13 protein-coding genes and 1 pseudogene are annotated in these 21,600 nt (G+C 56.9%); 7 read left to right on the top strand and 7 right to left on the bottom strand.

The window, feature by feature from the left end; genetic code table 11:
• Nucleotides 1-9 precede the first annotated feature (9 nt).
• The 3 genes from GFH31_RS10395 to tsaD all read right to left on the bottom strand — a co-directional run bounded on the left by GFH31_RS10395 (nt 10) and on the right by tsaD (nt 2,540).
• Complete coding sequence (locus GFH31_RS10395) at nt 10-1,098, bottom strand: BF3164 family lipoprotein (RefSeq protein WP_172970745.1); 1,089 nt, start codon at nt 1,096-1,098, stop codon at nt 10-12.
• A 36-nt stretch (nt 1,099-1,134) separates the two neighbouring features.
• The gene (locus tag GFH31_RS10390; RefSeq protein WP_147386966.1) at nt 1,135-1,392 is read right to left on the bottom strand and encodes an NVEALA domain-containing protein; all 258 of its coding nucleotides are present in this window, start codon (nt 1,390-1,392) and stop codon (nt 1,135-1,137) included.
• Nucleotides 1,393-1,517: 125 nt separating this feature from the next.
• Nucleotides 1,518-2,540, bottom strand: a complete 1,023-nt coding sequence (gene tsaD / locus GFH31_RS10385) for a tRNA (adenosine(37)-N6)-threonylcarbamoyltransferase complex transferase subunit TsaD (RefSeq protein WP_101571361.1) — start codon at nt 2,538-2,540, stop codon at nt 1,518-1,520.
• Between the two features lie 156 nt (nt 2,541-2,696).
• Between tsaD and GFH31_RS10380 the strand changes: the two genes are divergently transcribed.
• The gene (locus tag GFH31_RS10380) at nt 2,697-7,235 is read left to right on the top strand and encodes a translocation/assembly module TamB domain-containing protein (RefSeq protein WP_228385759.1); all 4,539 of its coding nucleotides are present in this window, start codon (nt 2,697-2,699) and stop codon (nt 7,233-7,235) included.
• A 36-nt stretch (nt 7,236-7,271) separates the two neighbouring features.
• On the opposite strand, the gene GFH31_RS10375 is transcribed toward GFH31_RS10380, so the two are convergent.
• A complete protein-coding gene (locus GFH31_RS10375) occupies nt 7,272-7,865 on the bottom strand; it encodes a hypothetical protein (RefSeq protein WP_055202100.1) in 594 nt (197 codons plus the stop codon).
• A 241-nt stretch (nt 7,866-8,106) separates the two neighbouring features.
• On the opposite strand from GFH31_RS10375, the gene GFH31_RS10370 reads away from it, so the two are divergent.
• Entirely contained in the window at nt 8,107-9,096 is a 990-nt protein-coding gene (locus tag GFH31_RS10370; RefSeq protein ID WP_228385758.1) for a bile acid:sodium symporter family protein, read from the top strand.
• Here GFH31_RS10370 and GFH31_RS10365 read toward each other — a convergent pair.
• Both GFH31_RS10365 and GFH31_RS10360 read right to left on the bottom strand, forming a co-directional pair.
• Nucleotides 9,061-9,945, bottom strand: coding sequence for a class I SAM-dependent methyltransferase (locus GFH31_RS10365; protein ID WP_055202101.1), 885 nt, complete (start codon nt 9,943-9,945; stop codon nt 9,061-9,063). The genes GFH31_RS10370 and GFH31_RS10365 overlap by 36 nt on opposite strands.
• 10 nt (nt 9,946-9,955) lie before the next feature.
• On the bottom strand, nt 9,956-11,779 hold the full coding sequence (locus GFH31_RS10360; protein WP_153497890.1) for a peptidase U32 family protein: 1,824 nt from the start codon (nt 11,777-11,779) through the stop codon (nt 9,956-9,958).
• Between the two features lie 151 nt (nt 11,780-11,930).
• On the opposite strand from GFH31_RS10360, the gene GFH31_RS10355 reads away from it, so the two are divergent.
• A complete protein-coding gene (locus tag GFH31_RS10355) occupies nt 11,931-13,274 on the top strand; it encodes a sodium-dependent transporter (RefSeq protein ID WP_055202105.1) in 1,344 nt (447 codons plus the stop codon).
• Here GFH31_RS10355 and GFH31_RS10350 read toward each other — a convergent pair whose 3' ends face one another.
• A complete protein-coding gene (locus GFH31_RS10350) occupies nt 13,275-14,036 on the bottom strand; it encodes a TrmH family RNA methyltransferase (protein ID WP_172970744.1) in 762 nt (253 codons plus the stop codon). It lies immediately after the preceding gene.
• Between the two features lie 277 nt (nt 14,037-14,313).
• On the opposite strand from GFH31_RS10350, the gene carA reads away from it, so the two are divergent.
• The 4 genes and pseudogenes from carA to GFH31_RS10330 all read left to right on the top strand — a co-directional run bounded on the left by carA (nt 14,314) and on the right by GFH31_RS10330 (nt 21,567).
• Nucleotides 14,314-15,402 (top strand): glutamine-hydrolyzing carbamoyl-phosphate synthase small subunit, encoded by a 1,089-nt coding sequence (gene carA, locus GFH31_RS10345; RefSeq protein WP_153497889.1) that lies wholly within the window; start codon nt 14,314-14,316, stop codon nt 15,400-15,402.
• A complete protein-coding gene (gene carB / locus GFH31_RS10340; RefSeq protein WP_101571369.1) occupies nt 15,390-18,614 on the top strand; it encodes a carbamoyl-phosphate synthase (glutamine-hydrolyzing) large subunit in 3,225 nt (1,074 codons plus the stop codon). The genes carA and carB overlap by 13 nt, the downstream gene beginning before the upstream one ends.
• A 96-nt stretch (nt 18,615-18,710) precedes the next feature.
• Nucleotides 18,711-19,634, top strand: a pseudogene (locus tag GFH31_RS13070) (beta-galactosidase); the annotation flags it as partial.
• 1,309 nt (nt 19,635-20,943) lie between these two features.
• On the top strand, nt 20,944-21,567 hold the full coding sequence (locus GFH31_RS10330; RefSeq protein ID WP_153497887.1) for a 4'-phosphopantetheinyl transferase family protein: 624 nt from the start codon (nt 20,944-20,946) through the stop codon (nt 21,565-21,567).
• The last annotated feature ends 33 nt before the right edge of the window (nt 21,568-21,600 follow it).

The following is a 21,600-nucleotide window of genomic DNA, read 5'->3' as shown; positions in this document are numbered from 1 at the left end:
AATCTACATTTAATGAATATCAGGCAATTTAAATCTCACCATTTCGGGTTCGAACGACTCGGGATTCAAATAAAAAGCATACAACCACTCATCGTCCGTATCCGGCTGAATATAACATACCGGTCTGTCCAATAAATATTTATGCACCGGATTCCCATTCCAGTCGCAAAGATATACCTCTTTTACATACCCGGGAGAATAACCGTTTCTCTTTATAGACCTCTCCCGTTCCGAATAATCGATTTTAGGATCGGCACAGTAGATAAACGCATCTGTAACCGATAATTGATACCCCGATTCATAATGATCGACAATTTTATAAGTTCCATCGGTTCGTTGCGTGCATATCGGCAACCGATCGAATAATCTGACCCTGTTCGACACCGTACTATCTCCAAGCGTAAAAATCTCGACAAATTTCGAATTAGAACAGGAATAAACGAACTGTCTGGCCGAAGGCCGTTTGCGCAAGTCTCCGGAATAAATTTGAGATTTATTGTAACAAGTAACCTCGTTACCGCTATCCGGATAGCGAACCCCCAGACTCGACACCCGCTCACTACCGGTATTCAGTAATGTAAACAAATCGTCGCTGTCGCCGAACCCCTGCATCAAATAAGTCGAATCCGTAACCGGTAAAAGATTATAGGCAAAAGATTCTACATAAGGATAATCGACCACGCTCCATGCAGAAAAATCGAATACGTTTTTCAAATTGTTCACGGGTATGACAAACGACTTTCCTCGGGGATTATACGCAACGATCATCAAGACGCTGTCTCGATTCAAAAAATGTATGCTCGAAGCGTTCACCTCGAAAGGCCCGTTCCCTTTTGTCAAAAAAGAACCTATAAATTTCAAACTGTCCTGCGATATCCTGAAAACAGAATAATATTTATCTTTATTCCAATTTTCGAAAATGACATAGTCATCGATAAATATCAAATCGGATTCCGTGAAAATAATCCGGTCCACATTCACAGAAGTCGCCGTCAAGGGGTACTCCAAACCTTGCCACTTTTCTTCGCCCCAGTTTTTTCGCCCTTCGCAACCGCATAGCACACACATCCCGATCAAAATGACCGTTAATTTCCCCATACTAAGAATATATCGGCAACACGACATAACTGGAAATTAGATCTGTTTAGAATCTTTCCACGTATCAGAATGCGTATTTCCATCCGCATCTTTAGCAGAAAAACTGCATTTACTCTTTTTTTTGGCACTACAAGGAATTTGTACAGGTTCCGCCGATTCATCCCCTGCCAATGCTTCAAGATTGGACTGAAATAACAAATCCATAGATTTACACTGACTCCGATCGATATAAATATATGCTCCTACTACAATGGCCAAAGCCAAACTGATTTTAATAATTCTTTTACTTTTCATCGGTTTTTGATATATATATACATAACACACGTATTCTTTTACACAAAAGAAGTGAAAAATAAATAAAAAAAGAATCGGCAAAAATACCGACCCTTTCGTATGGACTCCGGAATGAATCGATCCCGTCACATCCGGCTGATCCGCGCCACGGGGACAACGTCCATCGGGGCGAACTCGCCGCGCTGGTATTTGAAATACCCGGTGACGGCGATCATCGCCGCGTTGTCGGTCGTAAATTTGAACTCGGGAAGAAACGTATTCCAGCCGCGACGGACGCCCTCCTCGACAATCGCACGGCGCAGGCCCGAATTGGCCGAAACGCCGCCGGCGATCGCGATGTCGCGTATGTCGTAATGCCTGGCCGCCCGTACCAGCTTGTTCAACAGAATCTCGATGATCGTCGATTGCAGCGAAGCGCACAGATCGGCTTTGTTCTCCCCGATAAAATTCGGGTTCTCGCGCATCTCGTCGCGCAGAAAATAGAGGAACGACGTTTTCAGCCCGCTGAAGCTGTAATTGAACCCGTCTACCGACGGCTTCGCGAATTTGAACCGTTTCGGGTCTCCTTCCTTAGCCAGTTTGTCGATTACCGGGCCGCCCGGATACGGCAGTCCCATCACCTTGGCGCATTTGTCGAAAGCTTCCCCGGCGGCATCGTCGATCGTCGTGCCGACGATCTCCATCTCGCCGTAATCCTTTACCAACACGATCTGCGAATGACCGCCCGACACCAGCAGACACAGGAACGGGAATCGCGGATGTGCCAACTGCCGGTCGGGCAGATCGATGAAATGGGACGAAATGTGCCCTTGCAGGTGATTGACGTCCATCATCGGAATATCCAGCGACAGCGACAGCCCCTTGGCGAACGAAACCCCGACCATCAACGAGCCGAGCAATCCCGGCCCGCGGGTAAAAGCGATCCCGTCCAAATCCTTCAGGTCGATGCCGGCCTCCCTGATCGCCGTATCGACCACCGGAATGATGTTCTGCTGATGCGCCCGCGACGCCAGCTCCGGGATCACGCCGCCGTACTTGCGGTGAACGTCCTGACTGGCAATAACGTTCGACAACAGCGTCCGGCCCCGAATCACCGCGGCGGAAGTATCGTCGCACGAAGATTCGATACCCAAGATCGTAATATCCATTTTGGCTTTATTATTTATAATAAATTTAGTAAACTTGTAGTTCTTTTCAGAGAGACATGCGAAGCGCCGTAACGCAGAGCGGCTCCGATTGAAAACCAACAGAATACCGCACGCAGCTTCCGAATGGGCAAAGTTATAAAAATAATACGATCTTTCGTGTCGGCGGTGATCCTGCTTGTGATATTTTTGCCGGTCGCCGTCACGCTGCTGCTGCACATGCAATCGGTGCAGAACCTGATCGTCGGTCAGGGCCTGAAAATGCTCAGCGAAAAAGCCCAAACCGAGTTCTCGGTCGAAAAGGTGCGTTTCCGGCTGTTCAACCGGCTGTCGCTGGAAGGCCTTTACGTAGAGGACTACCACGGAGACACGCTGTTCTATGCGCGCAACGTCGTCGTCCCGCTGGGCAGTCTGAACGTTTTCACGGGAGCCGTGCGGCTCGGGGACGTCGAACTGGACGGAGTGCGGTTCAACTTGATGCAGGACAGTTCGCGGACGAGCAACCTGAAACAGATCCTGCTGAAATTCAAGAAAGAGAAGAAACAAAAGAAAAAAGGATTTCGGCTGACGGCGTCTTCGGCAACGATCCGGGACATGAATTTCCGCCACCGGAAATTCGACGTCCGCCCGAAAGAGTACGGCGTCAACTTTACGGATCTGGACGTTCGGAATTTCAAACTTCTCGTACGGGACGTATCGGTCGCAGACGACAGCGTGAACCTCGCGATCGACTCGCTGACGCTGCGGGAGCGCTGCGGGCTGCACATCGAAAACCTGTCGACGCGGCATTTCCGGATCTCCGGATCGGGTATGCACTTCGACGATTTCCGGCTAAAGACCGCCGAATCGGACGTACGGATGGCCTATCTCTATTTCGACTACGACACGTGGAAAGGGTATAACGATTTCCTGAATAAAGTGAATATCCGTTCCGAATTTACCGCCTCGACCGTTAGCTTTCAGACCATCGCCTACTTCGCCCAGGGACTGCGCAACTGGCAAACCGTCTTCCGCAATGCTTCGGGACAAGTGGAAGGGCCGGTCTCGAACATGAGAGGGAGCGTGGGGCCGGTCGAAACGAGAAACACGCGGGTCGACGTAAAATTCCGCATGACCGGGCTGCCGGACGTGAACCGCACCCATTTCTCGTTCGACGTGCAGGAACTGCGTACCGAGGCCGCCGACATCGCCGACATTGTGCAGGACATCGCCCGGAAATCGGTCGAAAAGAATTACGCCACGCTCGAAAAAATGGGGCGAATCGCATTTACGGGCCATTTCGACGGTCTATTCAGCGACTTCGCAGCCGACGGCCGGCTGCAATGCGAACTGGGAAGCGCCGACCTGAAACTGAATATCAAGCCGCTTCAGTCCACGCAACGCGCGACCGGTTTCAACGGGACGCTGAATACGAACGATTTCCGGATCGGCTCGCTGCTCGGCATCCCGAAACTCGACCGCATCGCGCTGAAAGCCGACGTGACGGGACAGCTCGGCAGCGCGCTGCGGATGAAAGCGCAGGCGCAGATTCCGCTGCTCGAATACAACGGATACGCGTACAACGACATCGTCCTGAACGGGGAATTCGAGAACAAGGAGTACACCGGCGCCATCGTCTCGACCGACCCGAACATCGCGTTCGATTTCGATGGCAAACTGAACTTCAACGATTCGCTGCCGGCCTACAATTTCAATCTGGCCCTGCATAACGCCGACCTGTACAAACTGAATTTCAACCGGCGGGACACGGTTTCGGTGGTGCGGGGCAATCTGACGGCGCAAGGCTCGGGCATAGGGCTCGACGAGCTGAACGGCACGATCGAGATCGACGACATGACCTACATCAACCACATCGACACCGTCAAAACCGGACGGATCCGTATGCTGGCCGACAACCACGGCAACCGGAAACTGCTGGGTTTCTATTCGTCGTTCGCCGATGCGGAACTGAAAGGCAGGCTCAGCTACAACAAAATGTTTTCTTACTTCAAAAACACGCTGATATCCTACCTTCCGTCCATCTCGGAACACGACGGGCAGGAGCGGGAAACGATTCCGCCGGCCGACGGGGCTTCCAGCATCGACAACTACTACCTGCTGAACGTCAATGTAAAAGAAGCCAACAACGTGGCGGGCATCTTCATTCCTGGCCTGCAAGTCGCCCAGGGAACCACGCTGGCCTTTCTGTTCAACCCCGAAAGCGACGTCTTCTCGCTGACGCTGAACTCGGAACTCATCGAGAACGAACAGTTCTTCGTCTCGAACCTGAAGGCGTCCGCCCGTAACCAGGGCGACTCGATCTCGATGTTCGTAACGGCGAACGACCTGCTGGCCAAAAACCTGTACATGCCCAACTTTTCGGTCATCGGCGGGGCCAAAGAGAACCGGGTCAACCTGGCCATGCGGTTCAACAACACCGCAAACGGCACCTACGCGATGCTCAGCACCACTTCCGCGCTGTCGGTCAATCCGGAAACGGGCGTTCCGCAGATCAAAATCAACTTTTATCCTTCCACGCTCACGACCGGCAACCAGACCTGGCGAATCGGCGCCCGGCAGATCGTCTACGACTCCACGCGGGTCGTCGTAGACAACTTCCGGATCGAAAACGGCCCGCAACGCCTCTCGGTCAACGGCACGGCCTCCCGCAGTAACCAGGACACCCTTCGGCTGAGCCTGCAACACTTCGACCTGAAGCCGTTGTCGCAGATCACTTCGAGCCGGGGCTACCTGTTCGAAGGATACACCAACGGCTCTGCAGACCTGATCGCTGCATACGGCGAAGGAGTGCTGAACGCAGACATCGATTTCGACAGCATCCGCGTCAACCAAATCCCGTGGCGAGACACGAAGTTCAACTGCCTCTGGGATTTTCAGTCGAAACGGGCCCGTTTCAGGCTGTCCGACCGCAAACTGGGCGACAACATCGTGGCCGGTTTCTACTCCCCGACCGAACGCCGTTACGGCGCGGAAATGAACATCCGGAAAATCGACATGGCACTGCTCGCTCCGGTGCTGAAAGGCGTGCTGCGCGAAACGCAGGGAGAGGCCAGCGCCCGGCTGACGCTGAGCAGCAGAAACCTCCAACCCGTTCTGAACGGCGCCATCCGCGTCGAACGTTTCGAAACGACGGTCGATTATACGAACGTTCCCTACGCCCTGACCGGCGGCACGATCGACGTAGCCGACAACGTGATGACCCTGCAGCCGGCCGAACTGACCGATCCCCGGGGAAACCGCGCCGGATTCGACATGAAATTCGACTTCCGGAACCTGCGCAATCTGGCCTACGACATACACGTGCGGCCGCAGAACACGCTCGTCCTGCAAACGACCGAACAGCAGAACGACCTTTTCTACGGAACGATCTTCGCGTCGGGCAACGCCACGATCCAAGGCAATAAAAACGGCGTCAACATGAACATCGTCGCGACGACCGCCGACAACTCGCATTTTTACATGCCCCTGGGCAACAGCGCGGATATCTCCGCCGCCGACTTCATCGTCTTCGAAGACCCGCGTCAAAAAGCCATCCGGGACAGTCTGGAAAAAGCGAACAGCACGAACCGGTTGCGGCAGGCCCTCGCGCGCAGGATGCGCCGGATGGACAGCCTGCCGTCGAACATGGACATCAAGATGGCGCTGAACGTCAAGCCGAACGTCGAAATGCAACTAACCCTCGACCAAGCCGGCGACAACCTGCTCAAAGGACGCGGCAACGGCACGATCAACCTACACGTCAATCCGCGGAACAAAGATTTCACGATCTACGGCGACTACGACATCACGGACGGCAGCTACCGTTTTTCGCTGAAGAATTTCGCTACGCGCACGTTTGCCATCGAAGACGGCAGCCACATCCAGTGGACGGGCGATCCGGTCAACGCGCTGGTCGACATCACGGCCGTCTACAAGCTGAAGGCCTCGCTGGCCCCGCTGCTCGGGGCCGGGGAGCAGAACTCTCGGCGCAACGTCCCGGTGGACTGCATCATCCGGCTGTCCGAACGGCTGACGCAACCGGCTATCACGTTCGATGTGACCGTCCCGAACGCCGACCCGGAAACCCAAAGCGTTATCCTGAACTCGATGAATACGCAGGAGATGATGTCGACCCAATTCCTGTGGCTGCTGGCCACGCAGAGTTTCTATGCCGACAATTCGTACACGAACCAGAACCTGAACATCGGCGCCATGGGCGCGACCGTGACCGGCATCGACTTCCTGTCGAACCAATTGAGCAGCCTGCTCTCGACCGACCGTTTCCGACTGGCGCCGAAATACCGCCCGAAAAGCGAGGAAACTTCGGACGAATTCGGCACCGAATTTTACGGGGAACTGATCAAAGACAAGCTGATCGTCGAAGGCGACGTCAGTTACGACACCGGCAACGGCGTACAGATGAACAAGCGTACCGCCAACAGCCTGACGGGCGACGTAACGCTGAGCCTGCTGCTCGACGAGGCCGGTAATTTCAAGGTCAAGGCCTTCACGCGCACGATCGACCGGTTCGACGAGAACCAGGGCCTTCAGGAAAGCGGGATCGGCATCTCGTACCGGCAAAGCTTCGACACGTTCGCCGATCTGATCCGCAACATGCGCAACCGGATCGAGCGGATCCGCGAACGAAAAGCTTTGAAAAGACAACAGAAATCGAAAAAAAACGCTTCTGCGGAACCGGCCGGCGAATCCGGAAAGTAGCGGCCATCCCGCGAAACGTTTCCGGAGCGGACGGAATTAATCCCAAAAAGCGATCTGCTGGTAGTAAGGATTGATGTGCAGGTGATACAGACCGGGCCGGGAAGCGTAATGCTCCGAAAGACTCCGGTTTCCGAATGCGACTCCTCCGAAAAAGAACAGCAGCATACCGGCCAGCAGCAGCGACACGCGGCGTTCCGTCCGGCGACGCGCCCCGATGCGGCCGAACAACGGAACGACCTTCTCCCAACACAACCCGACGATCGCGGCGGCATAGCCTATGAAAAGCACCGTTTTCAGAATCGTCGATTCGAAAAGCACTCCCGAAAAAGCGAAAACGGCGGCTATATACAATGCCGTCCCGAGAAAATAGACACGCAACACGCCTTCGGCCGCTCGTTCCGACAGTCTCGAACGCAAGAAAGTCAGCAGCACCGGAAAGAGCGCGAAACAGGCCGCCAACAACACGTCGAACAACAGCCCCGACACGAATGCCTGACCCCAATCGAAGGCGGACATCTCCGTCCACACGTCGCGGTTGTAAAATAGAAAAAACGGCTTCTGCACGGCGAATACCAGCACATAAGCGACCCAGACCGCTGCCGAAAATACGATATTGCGCTTTGCTTCCATAATCATCGGTTCAAAGGTAGAAAAGCGCGCACGGACGGAAAGGTCTTTTGGGAATCAAACTTGTCCCGAAACTCCGAATCGCATTTCCCCGAAACCTCATATAATACAAATTCCGTACCATCCGTGCCATAAATCCGACCGAAACCGCCCCCGGAGACATTGTTAAAAAATTAAAAAAAGCCTTTGATTTCACGACAATACTCCGTTACTTTGCACCGGAGGGAATGATAAATCCGGGCGTATGGTCGACTATCTGAATCACGTAATCCTGCAGCAATTCAAAAACTGGATGCTTCCGATCGCCATGATCGTAGGCGGCGTATTCTATCCGTTCGTCTCGTCGCTCTCTTTCCTGACCCCCTACCTGATTTTCCTGATGTTGCTGGTGCCCTATTGCAAGCTGTCGTTCGACGACATGCGCATCACGCGGCTGCACGTGATCCTGCTGGGGATTCAGATACTCGGGAGTCTCGCGCTGTTCGGGATCATCGCGCTGTTCGATCCGCTGCTGGCCCAGGGCACTTTCATCTGCGTGATGGCTCCGACCGCCACTTCGGCGGCCGTAATCACCGGTATGCTCGGCGGAAACATCGCCGTGCTGGCGACTTACACGCTGCTGAGCAACCTGACGGTCGCCACGCTATCGCCGCTGGTCTTCTCGCTGATCGGCTCGCAGACCGCGCTGCCGTTCTTCGAGTCGTTCGGGATCGTCTGCCGGCAAATGATCCCGCTGCTGATCCTGCCGTTCGTAATCGCCGTGCTGCTGAAACGCTTCGCGCCCCGCATACACCGGCAACTGCGCGAACGCCAGCAGATCTCGTTCTACCTGTGGGCCGTAGCGCTGACCATCGTGATGGGCAACACGGTCGCCTTTCTCATGAAACAGGATGCGTCGAACTATGTCAATGAAATCTGGATGGCGCTGCTGGCGCTCGCGGTCTGCTGCGCCCAGTTCCTGGCCGGACGCCGCATCGGACGCCGCTATCGCAACAAGATCGCCGGCGCACAGGGCCTCGGACAGAAGAATACGATCCTGGCGATCTGGATGGCACAGACTTACCTGACGCCGATCGCTTCGGTCGGTCCGGCCGCATATGTCATCTGGCAGAACCTCATCAATTCGTACCAGCTCTGGGCTAAACGGCACCGGGAGCAAGTACTTCCGAAAAAAGAGCCGGTCAAAACCCCGATCGGTCTACCGGGCACACCGGTAATACACCCCCAGCGGTAACGCCTTGCCGAACGGATCGGTGAAATAGAGTTCGCCGAACTGCTCCGCAGAGCACGCCCCGACCAACTGACGCACCGCGCTGCGGGCCAGCAACGCCGACAACCCCATCGAATAGAGATTCAACACCAGAAAGCCGTTCTGCGGTTCGAGCAACTCCCCGCACAGCGAAAGCATTTCGTTGATATGTTCTTCGAGCACCCACTTTTCCCCGTCCGCGCCGCGCCCGTAAGCCGGCGGATCGAGAACGATGCCGTGGTAGGTTTTGCCTCGCTTCACTTCGCGGCGCACGAATTTCAGCGCATCGTCGACGATCCAGCGGACGCCGTCCAACCCGGACGCCTCCATGTTCTCGCGCGCCCACCCGACCACCGGTTTCACCGAATCGACATGCGTCACCTCGGCTCCGGCCGCCCGCGCGGCCAGCGAGGCTCCGCCGGTATAGGCGAACAGGTTCAGTACCCGCGCCCCAGTCCCGACGCGCCGCACCTGCCGGTATATATAATCCCAATTTTCGGCCTGTTCGGGAAAAATTCCCACATGTTTGAACGACGTGAGCCCGAGCCGCATCCGCAACCGCATCGCTTCGCCGCCATATTCGACGAACCACTGTCCCGGCATCCCCGGTTTGCACACCCACTCGCCGCGATCTTCGCTGCGCCTGTCCTTGCGGAACACGGCGTCGGCGCGCTGCCGCCATTCGGCATCGCTCAGCGAACGGTTCCACAACGCCTGCGGCTCCGGCCGGGCCACTACGTAGCGGCCGAAACGCTCCAGTTTTTCAAAATCTCCGCTGTCGAGCAACTCGTAATCGTTCCAGCGGGCAGGGGTCAGCAAATCGGATTTCAGCATAATTTTCGGATTATTCGGTTCGGTTGCGGCAGACAACGCTCATCTCGCAACGCTTGCAGTCAAACATCAGTTCGTAACGGCTACGCCCGGTTTCGATAAAAAGCCGGCCGCGGTAATCCGGACGTTCGCGCAGGCACTGCCCGATCTCGCGGCGCAGGCAGTAACGCATCCGCATCACCCGCACGCCGTCGAAACGGTCGTTCAGATCGTATCCCGCTTCGACGGTCTCGACGCCGTGCTCGCGGTAAAAACGTTCGGCCAGCGGATTAGTCACGTTGTCCGCGCCCGTCAGCGCCGTTTGCGGGAAAACGGCCTGCCGGTTCTCCGGCCGGCGAACCGGTCCCGGATATGCGGCGCTCCGGTTTCCGTCCAACTTTTCGATGCATGTCCGACGCAGGGCATTCAACACGGCGACCGGCACGAAACGCGGCTCGTCGCAACGAATCTCTACGCCGGAAACCGCATAGATCGTGTCCCCCGTCTTCGAAATCTGCGTCCGTATCGTCTCTTCTGCCTGCGACGGGTTGTGCGCTGCGGCAAAATCGCCGTCGACGGAGCACCCGGCCGACACCCGGCCGTCGTCCAACGTCAGCACCAACCGCTGCGGCCCGACCGACACGTATGCCGCAACCTGAATCCGCCGCCGCGTCCGGGCCCGGTTCAGAGCCGCGACGAACCGGCGGTCGTAATTACGGAACAAAGCGGTTCCCGCCCGGATACCGCCCGGACGGTTCAAAAAAATCCGGTCGCCTTCCACGCGGTTGACACGGGTTCCGACCAGACCGCCGTCCGGCCCCGCAAAGCAAACGCCGTCGCCCGCCGCCAGCACCCCGAGACCGGCGCCTTCCACAAAATCCCGCGCAACGCGGGTCGCCTTCCCGACCGGCTCGCCGAACGATTTGGGCGTATCGAACGACGCCGCGCCGCGCGACGCGCCGTTTATATAGTAAGAAGTCGCGCCGCGCGAAAAACTCTTCCGGGGGTCGGGCGAAAAATCCAGCGCGCTCACCCCCTGCGACGCCCTCCGCAAGTCGCTGCGTCCGGCGATCAGTCCGTCCAGCCGGTTGCAATACCAGCCGACGACATTACGCACATAGTTGATATCCTTCAACCGTCCTTCGATCTTGAACGACGAAACGCCCGCGTTCGCCATGTCGTCCAGATGCTGCGAAAGATTCAGGTCGCGCAGCGACAGCAGGTGCTTCCCGCTCATCAGCCGCTTTCCGTTTTCGTCCACCAAATCGTACGGCAGCCGGCACGCCTGCAAGCAGGCTCCGCGGTTGCCGCTGCGCGGCGACATCGAACGGCTCAGGTAGCACTGCCCGCTGTACGCGACGCAAATCGCCCCGTGCACGAACGCCTCGATCCCGGTGTCCGGAACCGCGTCGGCAATCCCGCGTATCTCCGCCAGGGTCGCAGCGCGCTCGAGAATGATCCTCGAAAAACCGGCGTCGCTCCAAAACCGCGCCCGGTCGGGAGTCATCGTACACATCTGCGTCGAGGCGTGCAACTCGACCGGCGGAAGATCCATCCGCAGAAAAGCCGTATCCTGCACGATCAGCGCATCGGCGCCCGCGCGGCATACTTCGCGGGCGATGCGTTCGGCCTCGCGCAGTTCGTCGGCAAAAACCAACGTATTCATCGTCACGAACACCCGCACGCCGAAACGGTGCGCATAGTCGCACAACCGCGCGATGTCGCCGACCGAAACGGCCGCATCGACCCGCGCGCCGAAACCGGGCGCACCGACGTACAGCGCGTCGGCGCCGCAATCGACGGCGGCGCATCCGTATTCGTAATTTTTGGCCGGAGCCAGCAGTTCGATCGTTCTCATCGCTTTTGGACGGATATTTGCCGCAAAGGTAACAAACAATCGGAATTTTGCCGCCGCCCCGGCCGCGTACGAATACACCGAATATTTTTACGCGAATTCCGTTAAAAATAATAACTTTGTTTAATTATTTTCAAAACGACAACTATTCGGCATGGCAAAAAGAGGATCATTCGGCAGCAGGTTCGGAACCGTCGCAGCGGTCGGAGGTTCGGTCATCGGGCTCGGAAACATCTGGCGATTCCCGTATGTGGCCGGCGAGAACGGCGGCGCCGCATTCATTCTGATCTACCTGGCAACCAGCTTTCTAATCTCGATTCCGATCATGCTGTCCGAATTCAGCATCGGCCGTTCGACCCGCCGCAACCCGATGCGGGCTTTCAACAAACTGGCTCCCGGATCGAAATGGAAACTGGTCGGTTACATGGGAATCCTCACGGCCTTCGTGATCCTGTCGTTCTACTGCGTAATCGCCGGCTGGGCGTTCGAATTCCTGAAGGAATCCGTTTTCAACCAATTCAACGGGCGGAGCGCCGACCAAATCCGCGACAGCTTCAACGGATTCGTCGCCAGCGGATGGAAGCCGGTGATCTGGACTTTTCTGTTTACGGTCGCATCGGCGGGAATCGTTCTGTCCGGAGTCGAAAAAGGGATCGAACGCTATACGAAAATCCTGATGCCGATGCTGTTCGTACTGCTGCTCGGCATGGCCGTCAACTCGCTGACCCTCGACGGCGCGCAGGCCGGCATCGAATTCCTGCTGAAGCCCGACTTTTCGAAAATCACCGGCACGACCGTCTTACAGGCGCTCGGACAGTCGTTTTTCTCGATGAGCCTCGGCATGGGCGCGATGATCACCTACGGATCGTACCTACGCAAAAATGAGAATATGCCCCGCGTGGGAGCCATGGTGGCCTTTTCGGATATCACGGTGGCGATCCTGTCGGGACTGGCCATCTTCCCGGCCGTCTTCTCGTTCGGCATCAGCCCCACTTCCGGACCGGAGCTGGTTTTCCTGACGCTGCCGAACGTCTTCGCCCAGATGACCGGCGGCTATATCATCTCCGTCGTCTTCTTTTTCCTGTTGTTCGTCGCAGCCATCACCTCGTCGATTTCGCTGTTGGAAGTCATCGTGCTATACATGACCGAAGAGTTGCGCCTCAGCCGCAAGCGGGCTATTTTCTACACCGCATCGGCCATCACGGTCACCGGATCGCTGTGCGCGCTGTCGATGATGCCCGGTTCGAAACTCTCGGTCGCGGGCATGAATCTTTTCGATCTATGCGACCAACTGTCGTCGAACGTGCTGATGCCGCTGGGCGGCCTGCTGATCGTCCTGTTCACCGGCTGGGTATTTTCCCCCGTAAAATTCAGGAACGAATTTACCAGCAACCTGCAATACGGCGTAAAGATTTTTCCGCTGATCCGTTTCCTGATAAAATTCGTAATTCCGGTCGTGATCGCCATCCTGTTCCTGAACAGGATCGGACTGCTCTGATCAACGCAACCTGCGGCGGAATTCGGCGCAGGCCACGGCCGTAGCCACGGCGACGTTCAACGACTCGGAAGTAGCCGTTCCGCCGGGATAAGACGGAATGTACAGGCGGCGGGACACGCATTTTTCCACATCCGGGCCGATTCCTTTCCCCTCGTTTCCCATCACCAGAATCCCGTCCGCAGAGAGCTCCGCGCCGTAGATGTCGTCCCCGTCCAGGAAAGTGCCGTAGACCGGAATGCCGTCCGACAGCGCCTTCTCCAGCAGACCGGACAGCGGCAGGTAATGCACCCGCACGCGCGTAATCGCGCCCATCGTCGCCTGCACTACCTTCGGATTGAAACAATCGGCCGTCGCTTCCGAACAGACGATATCTCGGATACCGAACCAGTCGGCCAGCCGGACGATCGTCCCCATATTACCCGGATCCTGCACGTCGTCCAGAGCCAGCACGAGCGCACCGTCCCCGAAACGTTCCGGCTGCGCGTAATGCGGAATTTCGACCAGGGCGAGCACGCCGGCAGGCGTTTTCAGCATACTGATACGCTCCATCTCTTTCGGGGAGACCCGCACCAGTTCGGTATCGGCCCGCAACGGCAACCATTCCGCACCGTCCCCGACGGCAAGAACCCGACGCACCGGAAAAGAAGAGGCGAGCATTTCGCGCACCGATTTCTCCCCTTCGGCCACGAACAGCCCCGAGGCGGCGCGCTCCCTGCGTGAAGACAGCGAACGAATAAAAGCGATTTCGGCTTTGGTCAACATCTTACGGCGATTGAATTTACATTTTCGGACTTCGGGACGCGTCTGCAAAGATACGATTATTTTACCGGATTGCACCGAAACGTTTCATACTCGCTCCGGAATACCCCGGTCACGATAAAAAATCCGGCACGACAAAAAAACGACCTCTTCCCGAAAAACTTTTTCCGCATCGGTTTGCACAATCGAAAATCTATCCGTACTTTTGCAGTTCAGAAACTATTCTGAAGAGAAGACCGTTTCAGCAAGTTTACGAAAATTCATAACTTACTGATATAGAATGTCTGACAAAAAAACCGCCCGTCTCGTTCTGGAAGACGGAACCCTATTCAAAGGGTACTCGTTCGGCGCCGCAACCTCCGTTCCCGGAGAAGTCGTTTTCAATACCGCGATGACCGGATATCCCGAAAGTTTAACAGATCCCTCGTACAGCGGCCAGATTCTGGTGATTACCTACCCGCTGGTGGGCAATTACGGCGTTCCGCAGTTTACCGAAGAAAACGGGATGCTCCGATTCTTCGAATCGAACCGTATCCACATCCGGGGTCTGGTCATCTCCGACTACTCGTTCGAGTACAGCCATTGGAACGCGGTCGAAAGCCTCGGCAAATGGCTCGCCGACAACGACGTTCCGGCCATTTGCGGCGTCGATACGCGGCAGATCACCAAGATCATCCGCGAACGCGGCGTGATGCTCGGCAAGGTGCTCGTAGAAGGAACGCCCGAGCCGGAGCAGTTCGTCGATCCGAACCGCGAAAATCTCGTCGCGCAGGTCAGCACGAAACAGGCGCAGACTTACGGTAACGGTCGGCACCGGATCGTACTGGTCGACTGCGGTTGCAAGTACAACATCATCCGCTGCCTGTGCGACCGCGACGCGACGGTGATCCGCGTACCGTGGGACTACGATTTCACGCAACTCGAATACGACGGGGTGATGCTGTCGAACGGCCCCGGAGACCCGCAGCAATGCGGGGCCACGGTCGCCAACATCAAAAAGGCGATTGCGCTCGGCAAGCCGATCTTCGGCATCTGCCTGGGCAACCAACTGCTGTCGATCGCCGCCGGAGCGACCACCTTCAAACTGAAATACGGACACCGCAGCCATAACCAGCCGGCGCTGATGGTCGGTACGAACCGTGCCGTCATCACGTCGCAGAACCACGGTTACGCCGTGGACACCGCCACGCTCAATCCCGAATGGGAACCCTATTTCGTAAACCTCAACGACGGCACCAGCGAAGGCATCCGCCACAAAAGCAAGCCGTTCTTCTCGGTACAGTTCCATCCGGAAGCCTCCGGAGGGCCGGTAGACACCGAATTTCTGTTCGACCAGTTCATCCAAAACATCGAAAAATGCAAACGATAGATAAAGTGGAAAAAGTGATCCTGCTGGGTTCGGGAGCACTCAAGATCGGAGAAGCCGGGGAGTTCGACTACTCGGGTTCGCAGGCGCTCAAAGCGCTCAAAGAGGAGGGAGTTTACACGGTGCTGATCAACCCGAACATCGCGACGATCCAGACGTCGGAAAACATCGCCGACAAGGTGTACTTGCTACCGGTGACGCCCGAATACGTCGAAGAGGTTATCAAAAAGGAGCGGCCGCAGGGCATCCTGCTCGCCTTCGGCGGCCAGACGGCGCTGAACTGCGGCGTCAAGCTCTACCAAAGCGGCGTATTGGAAAAATACGGCGTACGCGTGCTGGGCACTCCCGTGCAGGCGATCATCGACACCGAAGACCGCGAGAAATTCGTCGAAAAACTCGACGAAATCGACGTCCGGACGATCAAAAGCGAAGCGGTAACATCCGTTTCCGAAGCCAAACGGGTGGCGCACGAGTTGGGTTATCCGGTGATTATCCGCGCGGCCTATACGCTCGGCGGCCTCGGATCGGGTTTCTGCGACAACGACGAGGAACTGGACGCGTTGGCGAACAAAGCGTTTTCGTACTCGCCGCAAATTCTGGTCGAAAAATCGCTGAAAGGCTGGAAAGAGGTCGAATACGAGGTCGTGCGCGACCGCTACGACAACTGCATCACGGTCTGCAATATGGAGAACTTCGACCCGCTGGGCATCCATACCGGCGAAAGCATCGTTGTGGCCCCGTCGCAGACGCTTTCCAATGCGGAATACCATAAACTGCGAAAACTGGCGATCCAAATCATCCGGCACATCGGGATCGTCGGCGAATGCAATGTGCAATACGCCCTCGACCCGCACTCGGAAGACTACCGCGTGATCGAGGTGAACGCCCGGCTGAGCCGTTCGTCGGCGCTGGCGTCCAAAGCGACCGGTTATCCGCTGGCTTTCATCGCCGCGAAATTGGGCCTCGGATACGGCCTGCACGAGCTGAAAAACAACGTCACCAAGAGCACGACCGCCTGCTTCGAACCGGCGCTCGACTACATCGTTTGCAAAATCCCGCGCTGGGACCTCGGCAAGTTCAAAGGCGTTTCGCGCGAGTTGGGTTCGAGCATGAAATCGGTCGGCGAAGTGATGGCCATCGGCCGCAACTTCGAAGAAGTAATCCAGAAAGGGTTGCGGATGATCGGACAAGGTATGCACGGTTTCGTCGCGAACAAAGAGTTCGAAGTGAACGACATCGACGCCGCGCTGAGCCATCCGACCGACAAACGGATCTTCGTGATCGCTCATGCGCTGAAAAAGGGATACACCGTCGAACGCATCCACGAACTGACCCGGATCGACCGCTGGTTTCTCGAAAAACTCGAAAACATCATCCGGATCGAAAACGAACTGGAGCAGCACAATAACATCGCCAACGTGCCGGACGACCTGTTGCTGGAGGCTAAGCAGCGCGGTTTTTCGGACTTTCAGTTAGCGCGCATGGTGAGCAAAAGTACCGCAAAAAACATCGAGGCCGATATGCTGACGATCCGCAAATACAGGAAAATGCGCGGCATCACGCCGTACGTCAAGCAGATCGACACGCTGGCGGCCGAATACCCGGCGATGACCAACTACCTGTACGTCACGTACAACGGCACGTCGCACGACATCGAATTCGCGCACGACAAGCGTTCGGTGATCGTGCTCGGATCGGGGGCCTACCGGATCGGCAGCTCGGTGGAATTCGACTGGTGTAGCGTCAATGCGCTGAACACGATCCGCCGGCAGGGGCTGCGTTCGGTAATGATCAACTACAATCCCGAAACCGTTTCGACCGACTACGATACCTGCGACCGCCTCTACTTCGACGAGCTGACGCTCGAACGGGTGCTCGACATCACCGACCTCGAAACGCCCAAAGGCGTGATCGTCTCGACCGGCGGACAGATCCCGAACAACCTGGCCCTGCGGTTGCAGAATGAGCACGTCCCGATCCTCGGCACTTCGGCCGAAGACATCGACCACGCCGAAGACCGCCACAAATTTTCGGCGATGCTCGACAGGATCGGCGTCGACCAGCCGCGATGGAGGGAACTGACCACGATGGACGACATCTACCGTTTCGTCGACGAAGTGGGCTTCCCGGTGCTGATCCGGCCGAGCTACGTGCTCTCCGGCGCCGCGATGAACGTCGTGTCGAACCGCGAAGAACTCGAACACTTTTTGACCCTGGCGACCAACGTGTCGAAACAATACCCGGTGGTGGTGACCGAATTCATCGAACATGCCAAGGAAATCGAAATCGACGCGGTGGCGAAAAACGGCGAAATGCTGATCTACGCGATCTCCGAGCACGTCGAATTCGCCGGCGTGCATTCGGGCGACGCGACGATGGTTTTCCCGCCGCAGAAAATGTACGTCGAAACGATGCGGCGGATCAAGAAGATCGCCCGCGAAGTGGCGCGGATGCTGAACATATCCGGGCCGTTCAACATGCAGTTGATGGCCAAGGACAACGAGATCAAGGTGATCGAATGCAATCTGCGCGCGTCGCGGAGCTTCCCGTTCGTATCGAAGGTGCTGAAGGTGAATTTCATCGATATCGCGACCAAAGTGATGCTCGGCGTCGATCCCGAAGTGCCGCATAAATCGGCGTTCGAACTCGACTACGTCGGTATCAAGGCGCCGCAGTTCTCGTTCTCGCGGTTGCAGAAAGCCGACCCGGTGCTCGGCGTCGAGATGGCGTCGACCGGCGAGGTGGGCTGCCTCGGCGAAGATTTCCACGAGGCGATCCTCAAAGCGATGCTGTCGGTCGGCTATACGATTCCGAAAAAAAACATCCTGCTGTCGACCGGCGATTCGCGGTCGAAAATGGACATGCTGTCGGCAGCCAAGGCACTACAAGCCAAAGGATACGACATTTTCGCTACGCGCGGAACGGCCGTCTTCCTCGAAACGAACGGCGTACACGCCACGGTGCTGCACTGGCCCGATCAGGACGAACAGCCCAACACGCTTACTTATATCAAGGAAAAGAAGATCGATCTGGTGGTCAATATCCCGAAAAATCTGTCGAAGGACGAACTGAACAACGACTACACGATCCGGCGTAGCGCGATCGACTTCAACATTCCGCTGATTACCAACGCCCGGCTCGCCAGCGCATTCATCAATGCGTTCTGCCGGCTGAGCAAAGAAGACGTGCGGATCAAAAGCTGGAACGAATATTAGCCGGGAACCTTCCGGAATACCTCTCCAAACGCCGGAACAATTGTAATTCCGGCGTTTTTACTTATTTTTGTGCTCCTACCCTAAACCCGAAAAACCATGCGCCCGCTATTCGCACTTTTACTACTTTTGCCACACCTTTTTACCGGCGCGTTGTCCGCCCGCTCGCACCCGAACGCTGCGACCGTACCGGACGGCTACCCGTTCCTGTTCGGGGCCCAATACTACCGCGCCCCGACGCCCGAAACGGAGTGCTGGGAAACGGATCTGAGTCGAATGAAAGAACTGGGATTCACCGACGTTAAATTCTGGGTGCAATGGCGCTGGAACAACCGCAGAGAAAACGAATACGATTTCGGCGACCTGGATCGTCTGACAGACCTCGCCGAAAAAAACGGACTGCGAGTAACGTTCAACACCATTTTCGACGTGGCCCCCGTCTGGCTTTATGAAAAATACCCCGACGCGAAACAGCTCGCCAACGACGGACGGAGGATCGAACCCTATACGGTGGGGCATCGTCAGGGCGGCGGCCACCCGGGCCCCTGTTACAACCATCCCGGAGCGCTCGAAGCCCGCAAAGCGTTCATGCGACAGGCGATCCTGCATTTCCGCGACCGCAAAGGAGTCCGTTTCTGGGACGTCTGGAACGAACCGGAACTTTCGTTCCCGCAGCGCGACGCGCAGCTCGACCGCCTGGTCTGCTACTGCGACCACTGCCGGGCGGAATTCATCGGCTGGCTGCAACGGAAATACCGCGACATCGAAACCCTCAACCGGATCTGGGGCCGTTGCTACAACGACTGGGAAGAAGTCGAACTGCCCCGCAACACGGAAACGATCAAGGACTTCATCGACTGGCGGCTTTTCCACAGCTACACGATGACCCGCGAAGCTCAATGGCGGTTGGAAATGGTGCGCGAGCTTGCGCCCGAACAAGCGGCCTACCTGCACGTAGTCCCCAACACGATGCAACCGTTCAATGCGGTAAGCACCTGCACGGACGATTTCGCAGTAGCCGAAATGTGCGACGTTTTCGCCGCCACGATGAACAACGGGCCGTTTTTCACGCCGCAGGTGCTGTCGGCCGGCCGGGGTAAGATCTGTTACAACGTCGAAAGCCATATCAACGGCGGGGGAATTACGACGCATCAGGCCATGCTGGGCATGGACGATTTGCTGCACGACTTCATTCCGCAAATCGGACTGGGCATCAAAGGATTCCTCTTCTGGCAGTACCGACCCGAGGTGCTGGGCATCGAAGCGCCGGCGTGGGGTCTCACGCAGCTCGACGGAACCGACCGCGAGATCACCCGAGCCGCTTCGCGGTTCGTCCGGACACTGGTCCCCGTCTCCGATAAACTGATGCGCTCTTTCCCGCAAGCCCCGCAAATAGGCATCTGGAAAAGCGCCGGCAACGAAATTTTCCACTACTGCATGTTCCGCAATTTCGACGGGCTGGCCGCCGGCGTAAACGCCTATGCGGAATACTGCTATCGCAACAGTTACGGTTACCGCTTCGTCAATTCGGAAGGACTGGAACGACTGGACGGCATCCGCGTGCTGATCCTCCCCGACTGCTACTACCTTTCCCAACGCGAAGCCGAAGCCATCGACGCCTGGGTGCGAAAAGGGGGCACGCTACTGGTCGAAGCGCACGCAGGAGGCTATAACGACGACACGGGCCGGCACAGCCGCACGCTGCCCGGCCTGGGGCTGGACGACAAATGGAACCTGTGCGAAAAAAATACCACCTCCACGTTCCGGCTCAAGCTCGACACGCAGGAAGGGGTCAACGTCCGCCTGAGCGAAGACGCCGCCAAAGCATTGCGCGACTTCGGCGTATCGGGAGGGCCCTACGTCCCCGTCGCGATGCGAAACGGGGACATCCTCTGGGGCGCGCTGCGCTATGCCGAACTGGACGCTCCGGATGCCGACACGCTCGGGGCTTTCCGCCCCGGAACGGCCTGCATCGTCCGCAAAAAGATCGGCGACGGAACCCTGTATTACTGCGGAACCAACGTCGGCGAAGGCAGTTTCAAAAACAAGGCGGCTTTCGACGCGCTGCTCGGCGAAGTGCTGCGCACCGGAAATGCCGCGCCGACGCTGGGCGCCCGGGGAGGCGTTCGCGCCGATGCGCTATACGAACGGGATCGTCTGAATTTCATCGCCCTACGCAATCCCGGCGCGGAAGCCCGCCCCGTTTCGCTCGGCTTCGAAGGCCGCGCGCGCGGCCTGTTCTCCGGACTGGAGATCGAGGGCGGCAGGGAAATTTCCGTTCCGGCCGGTTTTTGCGACCTGTTCACCGTCGAACCCGAATAACCGTCCGCCCATGCCTCTGATTTACCGATCCGAATTGCCGAACGGGCTGATCGCGCTGTGGAAAATCGACGAAAGCGAAACCGAATTGAGATCGCTGTGCACCCCGCAAGAGCGCATTTACGCCTCCGAGCGCCTCACGACCGGGAACCGTCGCAAAGAGTGGCTGGCATGGCACGCGCTACTGCACGAAACGACGCCTCAGGCCGAAACCGGCTACGATCCGAACGGAGCGCCGGTGCTGAAAAGCGGAGAATACATCGGCGTAAGTCACACGAAAGGTTACGCTGCAGTCATCATCGCAAAGACTCCCTGCGCGGTAGACATCGAACTGCGTAACCGGAACTTTTTGAAAGCCGCTCCGAAATACCTTTCCCCGGACGAACGGCAACGGTTCGGCACGGAGGGCGACCTGCCGGGTAAAATCTGGTGCGCCAAAGAAACGCTTTACAAATGGGCCCGAATCCCCGAAACCGACTTCTTACGGGACATCCGGATCGACGCTGTCGATCCGGTCTACGGTACGCTGCGGGGAACGATCCGGGAATACGGCGTCACATTGCAAGACTGTTCGAATGAAACCCTTTTTATGATCTATTGTTTCGGAAACCGCATTCCGGAAAGAGAAAACAGGTAAAAACCGCCGTTTTTTCCTATTTTTGCGCTGCGA

The sequence above is a fragment of the Alistipes sp. dk3624 genome (assembly GCF_009557455.1).
In the GTDB taxonomy this organism is placed as follows: Bacteria; Bacteroidota; Bacteroidia; order Bacteroidales; family Rikenellaceae; genus Alistipes_A; species Alistipes_A hominis.
This window is presented reverse-complemented; position numbering and strand designations above follow the sequence as displayed.